Source organism: Rhizobium ruizarguesonis, assembly GCF_012349115.1.
Lineage (GTDB): Bacteria > Pseudomonadota > Alphaproteobacteria > Rhizobiales > Rhizobiaceae > Rhizobium > Rhizobium ruizarguesonis.
The window spans coordinates 131,648-146,534 of record NZ_PQIG01000144.1 but is presented as its reverse complement, the minus strand read 5'-3'; the positions used below and the strand labels follow the sequence as shown (position 1 = coordinate 146,534).

Annotated in this window: 8 protein-coding genes and 1 tRNA gene; 6 read left to right on the top strand and 3 right to left on the bottom strand. The window is 60.4% G+C overall.

Annotated elements, in window-relative coordinates; all coding sequences use genetic code 11:
• Positions 1-182 precede the first annotated feature (182 nt).
• The gene (locus C3Y91_RS37140) at positions 183-2,135 is read left to right on the top strand and encodes an acetoacetate--CoA ligase (RefSeq protein WP_168576420.1); all 1,953 of its coding nucleotides are present in this window, start codon (positions 183-185) and stop codon (positions 2,133-2,135) included.
• 259 nt (positions 2,136-2,394) lie between these two features.
• Here the strand turns inward: C3Y91_RS37140 and C3Y91_RS37135 are convergent, their stop codons facing one another.
• On the bottom strand, positions 2,395-6,198 hold the full coding sequence (locus C3Y91_RS37135) for an ATP-binding protein (protein WP_168576419.1): 3,804 nt from the start codon (positions 6,196-6,198) through the stop codon (positions 2,395-2,397).
• A gap of 213 nt (positions 6,199-6,411) precedes the next feature.
• Between C3Y91_RS37135 and C3Y91_RS37130 the strand changes: the two genes are divergently transcribed.
• The 5 genes from C3Y91_RS37130 to C3Y91_RS37110 all read left to right on the top strand — a co-directional run bounded on the left by C3Y91_RS37130 (position 6,412) and on the right by C3Y91_RS37110 (position 13,614).
• On the top strand, positions 6,412-6,861 hold the full coding sequence (locus C3Y91_RS37130) for a phasin (RefSeq protein WP_168576418.1): 450 nt from the start codon (positions 6,412-6,414) through the stop codon (positions 6,859-6,861).
• Positions 6,862-6,991: 130 nt separating this feature from the next.
• A tRNA-His gene (locus C3Y91_RS37125) sits at positions 6,992-7,068 on the top strand.
• A gap of 731 nt (positions 7,069-7,799) precedes the next feature.
• Positions 7,800-12,584 (top strand): M10 family metallopeptidase C-terminal domain-containing protein, encoded by a 4,785-nt coding sequence (locus tag C3Y91_RS37120; protein WP_168576417.1) that lies wholly within the window; start codon positions 7,800-7,802, stop codon positions 12,582-12,584.
• A 380-nt stretch (positions 12,585-12,964) separates the two neighbouring features.
• Positions 12,965-13,402, top strand: coding sequence for a DUF4174 domain-containing protein (locus C3Y91_RS37115; protein ID WP_018481371.1), 438 nt, complete (start codon positions 12,965-12,967; stop codon positions 13,400-13,402).
• A 44-nt stretch (positions 13,403-13,446) separates the two neighbouring features.
• On the top strand, positions 13,447-13,614 hold the full coding sequence (locus tag C3Y91_RS37110; RefSeq protein WP_017990318.1) for a hypothetical protein: 168 nt from the start codon (positions 13,447-13,449) through the stop codon (positions 13,612-13,614).
• Here the strand turns inward: C3Y91_RS37110 and C3Y91_RS37105 are convergent.
• Both C3Y91_RS37105 and C3Y91_RS37100 read right to left on the bottom strand, forming a co-directional pair.
• A complete protein-coding gene (locus tag C3Y91_RS37105) occupies positions 13,611-14,492 on the bottom strand; it encodes a LysR family transcriptional regulator (protein WP_024321402.1) in 882 nt (293 codons plus the stop codon). The two genes, C3Y91_RS37110 and C3Y91_RS37105, sit on opposite strands and share 4 nt — an antisense overlap.
• Positions 14,489-14,803: a putative quinol monooxygenase gene (locus C3Y91_RS37100; protein WP_018070269.1), complete on the bottom strand. Its 315-nt coding sequence runs from the start codon at positions 14,801-14,803 to the stop codon at positions 14,489-14,491. The genes C3Y91_RS37105 and C3Y91_RS37100 overlap by 4 nt, the downstream gene beginning before the upstream one ends.
• Between the last annotated feature and the right edge of the window lie 84 nt (positions 14,804-14,887).

Below are 14,887 nucleotides of genomic sequence, written 5' to 3'. Positions count from 1 at the left end.
GCGCGTCTTTTCAGACGCGCAAAGGACGCTGTAGCACTTTCAATTAAATAGTTGGAGCATGATGTCGTCCGAAAACCGCTCACACTTTTCGGCATCATGCTCCAGGCGACGGATCGCGTCGGTTCCGCGCTTTATAATGCAATGCAGCATGATATAAGGACGGCATTGGGGAGGAGGATTGAATGCAGGATAACAGACCACTTTGGGTGCCCTCGCAGGATGCCATTGCAAAGAGCCCGATCCATGCCTTCATGGAACGCTGCAATGCCGATTTCGGGCTTTCTCTTTCTGGCTTTGAGGACCTGCATGCATGGTCGGTGGCCGAGCGGGAGAATTTCTGGTCGACCGTCTGGGATTTCTGCGGCGTGAAGGGAGAGCGCGGCGCAGAGGTGCTTGCCAATGGCGACCGCATGCTGGAGGCCCGCTTCTTTCCCGATGCGACGCTGAACTTCGCCGAAAACCTTCTGTCTGGCCGTGGTGACGGCGATGCGATCATCTTCCGCGGCGAGGATAAGGCCGAGGACCGCTGGTCGTGGGACCGGCTGCGTGCGCTGGTCTCGAAGTTGCAGCAGGCCTTCTCAGCACTCGGCATCGGCAAGGGCGATCGCATCGCCGCCATGATGCCGAACATGCCGGAGACCGTCGCCGCCATGCTCGCCGCCGCCTCGATCGGCGCCATCTGGTCGTCCTGTTCGCCTGATTTCGGTGAGCAGGGTGTGCTCGACCGTTTCGGCCAGATCGGCCCGAGGCTGTTCATCGCCTGCGATGCCTATTGGTATTCCGGCAAGCTGCAGGATGTCGGCGCCAAGGTCGCCACCGTCACAAAAAGTCTGGGTGTTCCCTCCATCATTGTCCACTACGCCGGCGATGCCGAGGCAGTGGCGCGCAAGACGCCAGGGGCTTCAACGCTTGAGGCCTTTGTCGCGCCTTATGAGGCAAGAGAGGTCGAGTTCGCACGGCTTGGTTTTTCGCACCCGCTCTACATCCTCTTTTCATCGGGCACGACAGGCGTGCCGAAATGCATCGTGCATTCGGCCGGCGGCACGCTGCTGCAGCATCTGAAGGAGCAGCGGCTGCATTGCGGCCTGGAGGCGGGCGAAAAGCTGTTCTACTTCACCACCTGCGGCTGGATGATGTGGAACTGGCTGGTCAGCGGTCTCGCCAGCGGCGCAACGCTCTGCCTGTTCGACGGCTCTCCCTTCGCACCCGACGGCAACGTGCTGTTCGACTATGCCGAGGCCGAAAAATTCGCCATCTTCGGCACTTCGGCGAAATATATCGATGCGGTGCGCAAGGGCGGGCTGACGCCGCGCGCAAGTCACGATCTGTCCAGCCTGCGGCTGATGACCTCCACCGGTTCGCCGCTGTCGCCGGAAGGGTTCACCTTCGTCTATGAGGGCATCAAGGAAGACGTGCAGCTCGCCTCGATCTCGGGCGGCACCGATATCGTCTCCTGCTTCGTGCTCGGCAATCCGCTGCAGCCGGTCTGGCGCGGCGAGATCCAGGGGGCTGGCCTCGGCCTTGCCGTCGATGTCTGGAACGATGATGGCAAACCGGTGCGCGGGGAGAAGGGTGAGCTCGTCTGCACCAAGGCCTTCCCCTCGATGCCGGTAATGTTCTGGAACGACCCCGATGGCGCCAAATATCGCGCCGCCTATTTCGACCGCTTCGACAATATCTGGTGCCATGGCGATTTCGCTGAATGGACGGAGCATGGCGGCCTGATCATCCACGGCCGTTCGGATGCGACGCTCAATCCCGGCGGCGTGCGCATCGGCACGGCGGAGATCTACAATCAGGTCGAGCAGATGGAGGAGGTGGCCGAGGCGCTCTGCATCGGCCAGGAGTGGGACGACGACGTGCGCGTCATCCTCTTTGTTCGCCTTGCCCCCGGTGTGGCGCTGACGGAGGATCTCGTCAAGGCGATCAAGACGCGTGTTCGCACCGGCGCCTCGCCGCGGCACGTGCCGGCGAAGATCATCGCGGTTGCCGATATTCCCCGCACCAAATCCGGCAAGATCGTCGAGCTTGCCGTGCGCGAGGTCGTTCACGGCCGGCCGGTGAAGAACCAGGAAGCGCTCGCCAATCCCGAGGCGCTGCGGCTCTTCGCCGGGCTAAACGAACTGAAGGATTGACAGCGATCGGAAACTACAAGCTTTCACCCTCTATCAATCTCCTGTCATGGAAACCTTTCGTTAAGAAAGGTTTGTCAAAGGTGAAGCCATCTTGGGGGTCGCACATGAACGAGGCGGCCTGGGGCCTTCTGGCCTCCGAAACATGACGTTGATCGACTGAGCTCTTGTTGAACAGCACCAAATTCTAGGCAGCCTCTGGCTGCCTTTTCTTTATGCGCTTACACCGCCGTGCGTCTTTTCAGACGCGCAAAGCGCGGCTCTAGCCGGCCAGCACCCGCTGCGACGGGAAGGTGATCTCGACGAGCGTGCCCTCGTTCGGCGTCGAGTTGATCGAGAACGTTGCCCGGTTGGCATCCACCATCGCCTTGGTCAGCGGCAGGCCGAGCCCGGTGCCGTCGCCGCGATGGCGCGATTGGGTCGAGGAGACCTGCCGGAACGGCTTCATCGCCTGGTCGAGTTCGCCGCGCGTCATGCCGATGCCGGTATCGCGGACCCTGAGGACGACGCTGCCATTGGTCTCATAGGACGTGGAAACGACGATCTGCCCGCCCGATGGGGTGAAGCGGATGGCGTTCGACAGGATGTTCAGGGCGATCTGCTTAATCGAGCGTAGATCGGCCACGACATCGGGCACCGATTGCGACAGCGCGGTGCGGATGATGACGCGCTGGCCATTCGCCTGCGGCTGTATCAGCGCCACGGCCTCAGAGACAGCCTCGTTGAGACCGACGGCATCAAAATCGAGATCCATCTCGCCCGCTTCGATCTTCGAAATGTCGAGCAGGTCGTTGACGATGTCGAGGACGTGCCGGCCGGAGCGGCCGATATCATTGGCATATTCGATATAACGCGGATGGCCGATCGGGCCGAAGCGCTCGCCCGCCATCATGTCGGAAAAGCCGATAATGGCGTTGAGCGGCGTGCGGATCTCGTGGCTGACACGGGCGAGGAAATCGGTCTTGTGGGCGTTGGCGGTTTCGGCCGCGCCCTTGGCATTGCGCAGCTCGTCCTCGGTGCGCTTCCACTGGGTGATATCGCGGATGACGGCGCAATAGCCGTTGGAGGAGGTGAGCTGGCCCATCGTCATGAACAGCGGCACGAAGCCGCCGGCGGCCTCGCGGCCGATCACTTCACGCCCGTCGTTCAGCACACTCGCCACGCCATGGCCGGAGAGGCCGTTCAGATAGTCGATCACCGCCTTCTGGCTCTCATGGGCAAACAGCATGACGAAGGGTTTGCCGCGCGTCTCCTGCTCGTCGTAATTGAAAAGCGCACTGGCCGACCGGTTCATCGAGCGGATGTCGCCCTCGGTGCCGATGACGACGACGCCATCGGTCGCCGTTTCCAGGATCGAGCGCAATTCTTCCACTTCGACCTGAAGCTTGGCGACCTTCTCGACCATCCGCTCGGGGCGGCCTTCGGAACGGCCCTCGGACCGGTTTGCTTCCCCGCGGCCATCTTCCTTGCCTTCCACCGGCATCAGCGCCAGCATCAATGCGTTGGCGTCTTCCCAGCGCACCGATTGTAGCCGCGCGGTCACCGGCGCCAGCGTATCATCGGCCTTGACGAGCATCATGGTGCCGGAGCCGACCGACTTTTCCTCGAGTTCGCGGCGCTGCAGCAGGGCTTCGATGCCGCCCACCTCGCGCAATGCCTCGAGCGTGCCGTAGCCCGTCAGCCGCATGAATTCCGGATTGGCATGAATCAGCGCATCGCCGATATGAATGAGCACGGCAACAGGCAGCTGGTCGACCGTGCCCACCGAAAGCCCGTCCGTCATCTTGACGCGCGGCGGGATGAAGCTTGTGAGAACCTCGATCTGGCTGACCGTCTCCTCAAGCCCTTCCGTCGCCTCGTCCTCGGCGATGATTGAAGGCTCTTCGGCGACGACGACGTCTTCGCGCTCGGCCTCGACGGCATTCTCGAAGATCGCCTCCAGCGGCGCCATTTCCTCGAGCGACGGTGTTTCCGCCTTCTCGACGGCGGGTATTTCGGCCTCGAACTCTTCGGGTCCGGAGGGTTTTTCGAAGCCGGCGGTTTCAGTGACGGCGGGTTCCACCGGCGCCGGGACGGCAGGCCCGTCCTTGTTGGCTCCGAAGGCTTCGAGGCGTTTGGCGATCTCGCGGAAATTGGCCTGTTCGGCGGCCGTCAGCCCGGCACCGCTGTTGTGGAGCTGAATGATCTTGTCGGAGAAGCGGCGATTGGGCGTTTCCGAAATGCGAAGCGCCGGCGGTTCTTGCGGAAGATCGGCTGCGGGCTCGGCGGCGGAAACGTCGCCGGCATCGGCGCTGCCTTCCACTTTTTCTGCAGCACTTTCTGGGGCAGGTGTCTCGATGGCCGCCTGCTCGGTGGCAATCTCTTCCGGCGCTGGCTCCGTCTGCGGCGCCTGATCCTCGACCTCTTGCGTCAGGGCGGGCTCGATCAGGGGCTCTTCAAGCGCTATCTCCGCTTCGTGTACCACCTCGGCAACGGTCTCGGCAGGCGGGCCGAGGCTCGCTGCATCATGGCCGATGCCGTTGGGGCCGAGTGTCAGACCGAGCGCCAGTGGATCTTCCTGGGCATCGGAAAGCCGGACGACGCCGAAGCCGCGGAACCCATCGAAGTCGCGGTTACGGGTATAGGTCGGCAGCGCCGCCAAATCGACCGGAACGACGAGGCTGGTGCCTTCGACCGGCCAGTGGATTGTCTTGCCCGACCACGTGTCGCGGCGGGCGAGCGCCTCCGAAAGCTTGCCGTCAGGATCGAGATTGAAGAGGGCGGCGACATCGCCGAAGCCAGAGCCGATAATGTCGGACGCATGCGGACCGACGGCCTCGGCAAATTCGTGGCTGACCTCGTTGAACCGGCCTTCGGCGTCGATCTTCCAGACGAAGCGCGTGGCGCGGCTGTTCGGCCTGAAGACGAAGCCGGGCTCAGCCGCAAGCTCAGGGGCAGGGGGTACGTCGGGGATCACGGGCGTTACGATGACGGGCTCTTCATGGACCGCATCCGGCGTGTCTTCGATAGGCGTTTCGCGGGCTTCAACAGGCGGTTCCACCGTCTCGGCAACGGAGGCCAAATCGTCCTCGACCGCGGCGGGCTCGTAGGCCTCAGCCGCGCTGCTATCGATCATGCCGTCGTCACTCTCCGGCTCCGCATCCACGGCAGGATAAAACCCATCGTCAACCGCCTCGTCTGCGGATGCAACAGCTGTCTCGGCCGGCTGTTCGCTTTCGCCGGCGATCTCCTCGAGTGTCTCCTCGACTTCTTCGATCCCCGAGACCGCCTCGATGATCTCGGTGAAGCCTGTCGCGGCGACAGGCTCGTCCTGAAGCGCTTCGGCAGGCGGCACGCTTTCTTCCTGTGCGGGCGCATCGACTGGGTCGAGCGCGGGCGTATCGATCGGGTCGAGATGACCGACCGCAGTCTCCACGGCAAAGAGCAGATTGAGCGCCGGATCGTCGCTGAGCTTGCCGACGGCGGCCGGAAGATTGCCTCTGGCGGTGGCGACGGGACGCTTCACCAACCGGTCGGGATGTGCGCCGGCAAGGTTGATCAAGGTCTTTGCCGTCTGCTCGGAGATCCCGAGCGAGGCAAAGCCCGGCGAAGCCGCGATGACCTCGCCATTGGCGCCGATCACCGCCATATGCGTATCGGGATCATCAAGTCCCTGCAGCATCTGGGCCGCCGATGCGCCGGCTGCGAGCGGCTTTGCCGAGATCGGCACTGAAAACAGGATGGCCTTTTCGCCCTGGGAAAGCCGGATCAGTTCGGCAGCCGCCTGTACCTGCGCACGCTGAAAGCCCTTGGCAACGCGGATGATCAGGCTGCGGCTGTCGCCGATATCGGTGAGCTGGCGCGCCGCCGTTTCCAGTTGGCGGAAGGTTATGTCGGCGCGGTCTACGCCCTGATCGAGCAAATCATAGACTGCCGAATGGTCGAAAAGCTCGGCACCTGCACCGTTCGCCCAGAGCAGACGGGCAAGATCGGCCGAAAACAGCACCATGGCCTCGCCGCGTGAAAAGCGTTCCCGTACCCGTGCATGCACGGCGATATCGATGAACGGATATTGGACTGCGGGCATGTTCGAACCTTGTCGCTGTCGGCCTTCTTAAATTAACGGCTTATTAATAACTGCGGGGCGCATGCCGGTCCAGAAGAGGAGGGGGTTTTCGGCCGGAAAGGTTAACGTCTTGTGCACTGCACAATAATTGTTGCAATGCACAATGAAATGTCTTATATAAGCATCATCCAACAAACGCAGGCAGCGGCTGCCTCAACCCAAAGGATGCGACCCATGGCTACCATAAAGACCGACGACGTTTTTTCAATCGCTTCTTTCGACCCGTCCAAGTTCACGGAATCTTTCCGTGAATTCGCCGAAAAGGGCGCCCAGCAGTCGAAGGATGCCTATGCCAAGCTGAAGACCGCTGGCGAGGAAGCCGGCAAGACGCTCGAAGCCACCGTCCAGACGGCGCAGGCCGGCTCGGTCGAGATCGGCCTGAAGGCGATCGACGCTCTGCGTGTCAATGCCGAGAGCTCGCTCTCGCACCTGGAAGCGCTTCTCGGCGTCAAGTCCCCGGCCGAATTCTTCGAACTTCAGACCTCGTTCCTGCGCAAGCAGGCCGAGCTGGCTGTCGAACAGGCGAAGTCGATGCAGGAAACCACCAAGCAGGTGGCCGAGAAGCTCGCAAAGCCCTCCAAGGACGCCGCCGAAAAGGCCATGGCTTCCTTCAAGGTCGCCTGATCGGTCTTTACCGATCGCAGATAAAAGGCTGGACCTCGCGTCCGGCCTTTTTGTATATTGACGAGGAATGGGGCTTGAATTCGTCGCCAAGTCCTCGTATGTGACCCCCATCGCGCCAAGCGCGATATATGCGGTTGTAGCTCAGTTGGTTAGAGCGCAGGTTTGTGGCACCTGAGGTCGGAGGTTCGAGACCCCCCAACCGTACCATCCCCCCACGTCAACTCCCCATCAGGCGAATTGTTTTAGCCAATGTCATTTCGACCGAAAATCGTCGATATAGACGTTTAACTGTATCTGTAACGATCCTGCACCGATGTTGGAGTGTTTTGCCAAAAGCGCGACCTTTCACGTGTGGAATGGCATACGAAACGTGCCCCTGACTAACGAGCAACATCTCGAAAACTAATGGCGCGGCGCCCTGAAGAGCACCTACGCTGCCGGTGGCGAATTTGCTGCTTATTTGCCACATAAAATCGAACATTTAAGAAGCGCAACCCGTCCGTATGGTGCCATACCGCCGTGTGAGCTAAATGTTAGGCACGCAGCTGCGAGGTCCGCGATTGCGACAATACGCCACTCGATACGGAATGATCCGCCCAGGCGGAGACAACGTTCGGCGGCGCCGAAACAATGCGGACCTCTCGCTCTCCCGATATCACCAAGCCTGAGACTTATTAAATTTCAACAGATGACTGTAACGTCAATTTAAGTGCCGTCGTGGCAGCAATTGCGAAGGTTCGAACGGGCGAGCACAGGATCCTGGAATATGGCTTCTGGCCCTCGATAGAGTTGCGGAGAAAGCGCTTCATGAGCGTTGGTTACTAAGGTCAAAAACTTCCTCAAGCGAAATAAAGCTTTTAGTTGAATTTTCCCCTGATTTGGGGCAGAGGGAAACCGGCATTAGGCGCGGCCGAATGGAATAGGCAAACGGGTATTTTATGACGGACCTTATTACTCCGACGAAGAACGTCAGCTCGACTGGGGATCAGAAAGTAGACGGGCTCTTCAGCGGCACCGCCTGGGACGGAACGATAACCTATGCGTTTCCCACCACCTCGTCATCGTATGCCGATGATGGCGCCGATTTATACTACGAGAAGTATTATTCTTTCACTCCAATATCGTCGCAGCAGCAGTCTCTCGCCTTGTACTTTATGGAGCAATCCTATGGGAGTGCGGCAAATGACGGCTTCTCCGTCGAGGGGTTCACGAACGCCAACTTTGAGGCCGGAAGCGCGAATACCGCAACGGTGCGGTTTGCACAAACCTCGGATCCCTATCTGGAGACGGCAGGGGCCTATTTCCCAGCTGCCGGCGAGCGGGGTGGTGATATCTGGTTCGGGACGGGATATGCTGGCACCGAAGATGATTATCGCTTCCCGAGGTTCGGCAACTATGCGGGCCAAACCTTGGCGCACGAGCTGGGTCACGCTCTCGGACTGAAACATGCTCACGAAGGGGGGACAGTCGTTCCGAGCGCCTACGACTCGCTCGAATACACGATCATGACCTACCACACATTTATCGGAGACGATGAGAGGGGGGCCAAGTATGAGCATGATGGCGCGCCACAAACCTTCATGATGCTCGACATCGCCGCCCTGCAGGAAATGTATGGTGCGGACTACACGACGAACAGCGGCGATACCGTCTACAAATGGAATCCGAACCAGGGCATCACTTATGTCAACGGCGTTGCGGCCATCACGCCCGCTGCCAACCGCATCTTCGCGACAATCTGGGACGGCGGCGGTATCGATACCTATGATTTGACCGCTTATACCACCGCCCTCAAGATCGACTTGCGTGCAGGGGGATATTCGGTCTTTTCCCAGGGCCAGTTGGCCGACCTGGGAGGAGGTCCGAATAATGGTTATGCCCGCGGCAATATTTTCAACGCCCTTCTTTATCACGACAATACTGCGTCCTTGATCGAGAACGTTAAGGCCGGCTCCGGCAATGATACGATCACAGGCAACGAGGCGGATAATACCCTCTGGGGCAATGCAGGAAATGATTCCCTTACCGGCGATTCCGGCAATGACACGCTCGACGGCGGGACCGGAATCGACAAGATGTCGGGCGGGGTGGGCAACGACGTCTACATCGTCGACAATGCCAACGATGCTGTGATTGAGAATGCTAATGAGGGGACGGACACGGTCCGGACGGCGGTTGGGGATTTTACACTCGGCACCAACGTCGAAAACCTGACCTACACCGGCACCGACGGGTTCGCCGGTTATGGCAACGCGGCGGACAATGTGATTACCGGCGGGACGAGATTTGATTGGCTGGATGGGAAGGCCGGCGCCGACACTCTGATCGGTGGTGCGGGTGATGATACTTATATCGTCGATAGTCTCGGCGATATCGTGGTCGAGGCGACCGACGGCGGCGTTGACAGGATCTTGACCGATCTTGCCGCTTATTCGCTGGCGGGGATCGCCAATGTCGAGAACCTCGTCCTCCGGAGCAACGGCAATTCTACCGGTACCGGCAATAGCCTCGACAATATGATCACCAGTGGGACGGGCAATGACACGCTTTCTGGTGGGGCAGGCAACGATACTCTGGACGGTGGCCGGGGAGCTGACTCGCTTACGGGCGGGACCGGCAACGATATTTATGTCGTTTACGATGTCGGCGACACTATCATTGAAAACGCCGACGAGGGCATCGATACGGTGCAGACGTATCTTACGGGCTACACACTGAGCGCCAACGTCGAGAACCTCACCTATCACGGACCTTGGGCGTTTGGGTTTGTGGGCACGGGCAACAATCTCGATAACGTGATCACCGGGGGCGGCGCCACCGATACGCTTTCCGGCGGCGCCGGCAATGACACGCTGGATGGCTGGACAGGTGCGGACACCTTGATCGGCGGTACGGGCAACGACACCTATGTCATCGACAATGCCGACGACCGCGTCACCGAAGCTGCCAATGGGGGGATCGACACGGTTCGCACGACCCTGGCAGCCTATACGCTTGGTAGCGATGTCGAGAACCTCACCTATAGCGGCACGGCAGCCTTTACCGGGACGGGCAATAGCCTTGCTAACACGATCAAGGGCGCGGCGGGTGCCGACACCCTAGACGGGAAGGCTGGAGCAGACATACTGATCGGCGGAGCGGGCAACGACATCTATATCGTCGATGATCTTTCCGATGTGGTCACCGAAGGGCTGAATGAAGGAACCGATCTGATCAAGGCGCTTTCCTCCTATGCCTTGACTGCCAATGTCGAAAACCTGACCTTCATCGGCACCGGCGATTTTAGCGGGACGGGAAACAGCCTCGCCAACGCGATCACCGGCGGCGCCGGCAACGATCTTCTGGACGGCGGAGCCGGCAATGATACGCTGAGCGGTGGTGCCGGCAACGACATCTATGTGGTCGACAGTGCGAGCGACGTGATCAATGAGCAGGTCAGCGCCGGCACCGACGAAATCCGCACGGCGCTTGCAGCCTACTCGATCGCCGCATTGGTCAATGTCGAGAACCTGACCTATTCGGGATCCGCGAGCTTCACCGGCACCGGCAATGCGCTCGCCAACACGATCACCGGCGGCGCCGGCAATGACACACTGAACGGCGGGACAGGCGCCGACGGCTTGATCGGCGGGGCGGGCGACGACGCCTACATCGTCGACAATGCCGGCGACAGCGTCACCGAGGACGTCGATGCGGGAAGCGACACGGTTCGCACGACACTGGCAAGCTATACGCTTGCCGCCAATGTCGAGAATCTCACCTATATCGGCACGGTAGCCTTCACCGGCACGGGCAATGACCTTGCCAACACGATCAGGGGCGCGGCAGGTGCCGATACCCTGGACGGGGGGGCCGGTGCGGACAGCTTGATCGGTGGTGCGGGCAACGACACCTATATTGTCGATGATCTGGCCGACGTGGTCACCGAAGCGGCCGAGGTGGGTATTGACACGGTTCGCACGACGCTGGCCGCCTACACACTGGGGGCGAATGTCGAGAGCCTGCTCTATACGGGATCCGGCAGCTTCACCGGCACCGGCAATGCGCTCGTCAACACGATCATCGGCGGCGCTGGCAACGACACGCTTGATGGCGGCACCGGCAATGATACGCTGATCGGCGGCGCCGGCAACGACACATTGATCGGCGGGGCCGGTTCCGACACGATGTCGGGCGGGACGGGCGACGACATCTATGTGGTCGACAGTGCGACCGACGTAATCAACGAGGCGGTCGGCGCCGGCACCGACGAAATCCGCACGGCGCTTGCAGCCTACTCGATCGCCGCCTTGGTCAATGTCGAGAACCTGACCTACACGGGGTCCGCCAACTTCACCGGCACGGGCAATGTGCTTGATAACACGATCACCGGCGGTATCGGCAACGACACGCTGAATGGCGGGGGCGGTGCGGATACCTTGATCGGTGGCGCGGGCGACGACACCTATATCGTCGACCATGCCGGCGACATCGTCACCGAAGCCGCCGATGCCGGAACCGATACGGTTCGCACCACACTGGCAAGCTATACGCTTGGCAGCGATGTCGAGAACCTCACCTATATCGGCACGGTAGCCTTCGTCGGAACAGGCAATAGTCTCGACAACACGATCACGGGTGGCGCTGCCATCGATATGCTTTCCGGCGGCGCCGGCAATGATGTGCTGAATGGCGGGGCAAGTGCGGATACCTTGATCGGCGGGGCTGGCCACGACACCTACATCGTCGACAATGCCGGCGACATTGTCACCGAAGCCGCCAACGCGGGGACCGACACGGTTCGTACGACATTGGCCGCCCACACATTGGCGGCCAATGTCGAGAATCTCACCTACATCGGAACTGGGTCGTTTGCCGGGACAGGGAATCTGCTCGACAACGTTATCACGGGTGGTGTTGGCGCTGACAAGCTCATGGGGGCTGCGGGCAACGACACACTGATCGGGGGCGGCGGTTCCGATACGATGTTAGGTGGGATGGGCGACGACGTCTACGTCGTCGACGTTGCGACGGACCTCGTGATCGAGAACGCGAACGAAGGGATCGACATAGTCCACACGGTGCTTGCGACCTACTCGATCGCCGCACTGACCAATGTCGAGAACCTGACCTATACGGGATCCGCCAGCTTCACCGGCACCGGCAATGCGCTCGCCAACACGATCACCGGCGGCGCCGGCAATGATGTGCTGAATGGCGCGGCAGGTGCGGATACCTTGATCGGCGGGGCTGGCCACGACACCTACATCGTCGACAATGCCGGCGACATCGTCACCGAAGCCGCCAATGAGGGAACCGACACGGTTCGCACGAACCTGGCGGCCTACACACTGGGGACCAATGTCGAGAACCTCACCTATATCGGAACTGGAGCGTTTGCCGGAACAGGGAACGCGCTGAACAACGTTATCGTCGGCGGCAGTGGTTCTAATGCGCTGACGGGTGGCGCCGGCAACGATATCCTCACTGGTGGGGCGGCAGCCGACGTCTTCGTTTATTCGCCGAATTGGGGCCATGATACGATCACAAACTTCGTGGCAACCGGCTCCGCACATGACGCGATTTCGATCGATCACAGCATTTTCGCCGACTGGGAAACGCTTTTTGCGGCAATCGAGCAGTTCGGGAGTGACACAATTATTACAGCCGATTCCGACAACACCATAACGTTAACGAATGTTGCCGTTTCAAGCCTTCAGTCGTGGGACTTCTTGTTTGCGTGATCCTTTCTCGGACCTCGCGGCACCTTGTTTGGCGGGAAGGGGGCTAACCGGTAGCGGCGTGAATCAATTCCGCTGAGACGGCAGCGTTTGGACCCCCACAGTGTCGGGCGAGAGACAACGGGCAAATCAAAATGCTCTGCTGAGTTGGTGAGTTCCGCCGCGTTGCTATAGTTGAATGAATTTTCGCCGCACGAGCTTCAACATAAATGCAAAAGAAGGGTTGATTATCAAACTCTGCGGCCGGCCTGCATAAGGTTTGCAAACTGACATCCGGGAGCGCACGTGCAGCCTCTCGAGTGCAGGAACGAAAACCGGGATCCTGTCGATTAGATGGAACCCGTGCCATCTCGGACCGTTCTCCATGTTAACGGGAGAATTGCATGTCGAAAACCCTTCTCTACGGTGCGACGAAGATCGACGAGACAAACAGCGCTTATGCGCCGGTCGAAAGCCTCGCCCAGTTCCAGTGGAAGAACCGCGTCTTCGTGGTTTTCGCCGACAGGGATAATTCTCGCGCCGCCCGCCAGGAAAATCAGTTGCTGGCCGACCGCTCGGCCCTCGATGAGCGCGACCTCGTGGTGCTGAAGATTTCCGGCGCCGGCGTTCGATCACTCTTTGGTGCGGCTGACAGCCTCGACGGCGAAGCGATCCGCCGCGATCTCAAGGCGCCCGGCGCGGGCGAATTCGCCGCCTTCCTTCTTGGCAAGGACGGCACCGTCAAGCTCAAGCTCAGCGAGCCGATCACCAATGGTGAGCTCTTCGCCATCATCGACAGCATGCCGATGCGCGCTGCCGAATCGCTGAAGCCGGACAAATAACTCCGAACGTTGTGTAGAACCAAGATCATGAAAGGGAGGCGGTCATGTCCGTGCCCAACGAACCCATTCCAGACCAGCCGCCGATGCCCGGGCCCGGCTGGAAGCCGGTGCCGCCGATCAAGGAACCGGAGCCGGACAGGCTGCCCGACGAAGCGCCGGTTCCCAATCCCGACGAGAACGACGAACCGGCAAAACACACTTTCGAGACTTAGAGAAAGATGTGCCGTTCGGCGCTGACGAGTTCCTGAAGAAAATCGGCGACGCTCCTGACGCGTAGCAGGTCGCGCGCCGTTTCGTGATAGGTCGTCCAGTAGGCGCGCCGGATCGAAACCTCCGGCACGATGCGCTGGAGTTCCGGATATTGCCGGGCAATATAATCGTGCAGGATGCCGATGCCGGCGCCTGATCGTACCGCCTCCGTCTGCCCGATCGCCGTCGAAATCTCGAAGCCTGCATCCCAGCTCCGCATGACTGCGCCGGAAAAATTCAGGGACGCGGTGAAGATCAGGTCTTCGACATAGCCGATGCGGCGATGCGCCTTGAGCGCGTCGATATCGGCGGGTGCTCCCTGTAAAGCCAGATAATCCCGCGAGGCATAGAGGCCAAGCGTGTAATCCGTCAGCTTCGAGGAGACGAGCCGGCCGTGGTCCGGTCGCTCCAGCGTGATGGCGATATCCGCCTCGCGCAGCGAGAGCGAGAAAGAGCGCGGCACAGGTACGAGCTGGATCTTCAGCTCCGGATGGCGCTCGATCAACCTGCCCATGCGCGGCGCAAGAAAGGAAACACCGAAGCCGTCGGGCGCGCCGACGCGCACGGTCCCGGCAATTGCCGTATCTGTGTGGCCGAGGCTGGCCTGTGCTGCGAGCATTTCCGTTTCCATCCGCTCTGCGGATGCCAGGAACACTTCGCCTTCGGCCGTCAACTCGCAGCCATTCGTGCGACGGATGAAAAGCCGCGTCTTCAGCGCCTCTTCCAGCGAAGTCAGTCGACGTGAGAGCGTGGCGTGATTGAGCCCCAGCCGCTTCGAGGCGGCAAGGATCTGCCCGGTGCGGGCGACGGCGAGGAAAATACGAACATCGTCCCAGTTCATGGCTTGGCACGCATCGCGATCGGATCGACCTCGATAAGCGTCAACGATGTCACCATGTGCGCCGTCTGGTTCTTGTACTTAAGGAAATGCGGTGTTCGCAGATGAGCCTCGTATGCTGCCTGGTCGGCGTAGACTTCAAGAATACGGATCTGGTTCGGGTTGTCCCTGACGGAAACAGCGCTCAGGGAAAGGACGCCGTCTTCCAGCGCTAGGGATGCTTCGATTTCTTCCGTGAGCAATGCGCGATAGGTTTCAAGCGTGTCCGGATCGATCTCCAGCTCTGCCATTCTGACGACGGGTTTCCGGCTCATCGGTTTGACCTCCCTTGGGGTTTGACTTGTTGGCGTGCGGTGCCAAGTTTGGAAGCAGCCGCAGCGCCCGATGCGATGATAGGG

Coding starts and splice junctions, on each gene's coding strand:
- C3Y91_RS37140 (WP_168576420.1), top strand. CDS start 183: ATGCAGGATAACAGACCACTTTGGGTGCCCTCGCAGGATGCCATTGCA.
- C3Y91_RS37135 (WP_168576419.1), bottom strand. CDS start 6,198: ATGCCCGCAGTCCAATATCCGTTCATCGATATCGCCGTGCATGCACGG.
- C3Y91_RS37130 (WP_168576418.1), top strand. CDS start 6,412: ATGGCTACCATAAAGACCGACGACGTTTTTTCAATCGCTTCTTTCGAC.
- C3Y91_RS37120 (WP_168576417.1), top strand. CDS start 7,800: ATGACGGACCTTATTACTCCGACGAAGAACGTCAGCTCGACTGGGGAT.
- C3Y91_RS37115 (WP_018481371.1), top strand. CDS start 12,965: ATGTCGAAAACCCTTCTCTACGGTGCGACGAAGATCGACGAGACAAAC.
- C3Y91_RS37110 (WP_017990318.1), top strand. CDS start 13,447: ATGTCCGTGCCCAACGAACCCATTCCAGACCAGCCGCCGATGCCCGGG.
- C3Y91_RS37105 (WP_024321402.1), bottom strand. CDS start 14,492: ATGAACTGGGACGATGTTCGTATTTTCCTCGCCGTCGCCCGCACCGGG.
- C3Y91_RS37100 (WP_018070269.1), bottom strand. CDS start 14,803: ATGAGCCGGAAACCCGTCGTCAGAATGGCAGAGCTGGAGATCGATCCG.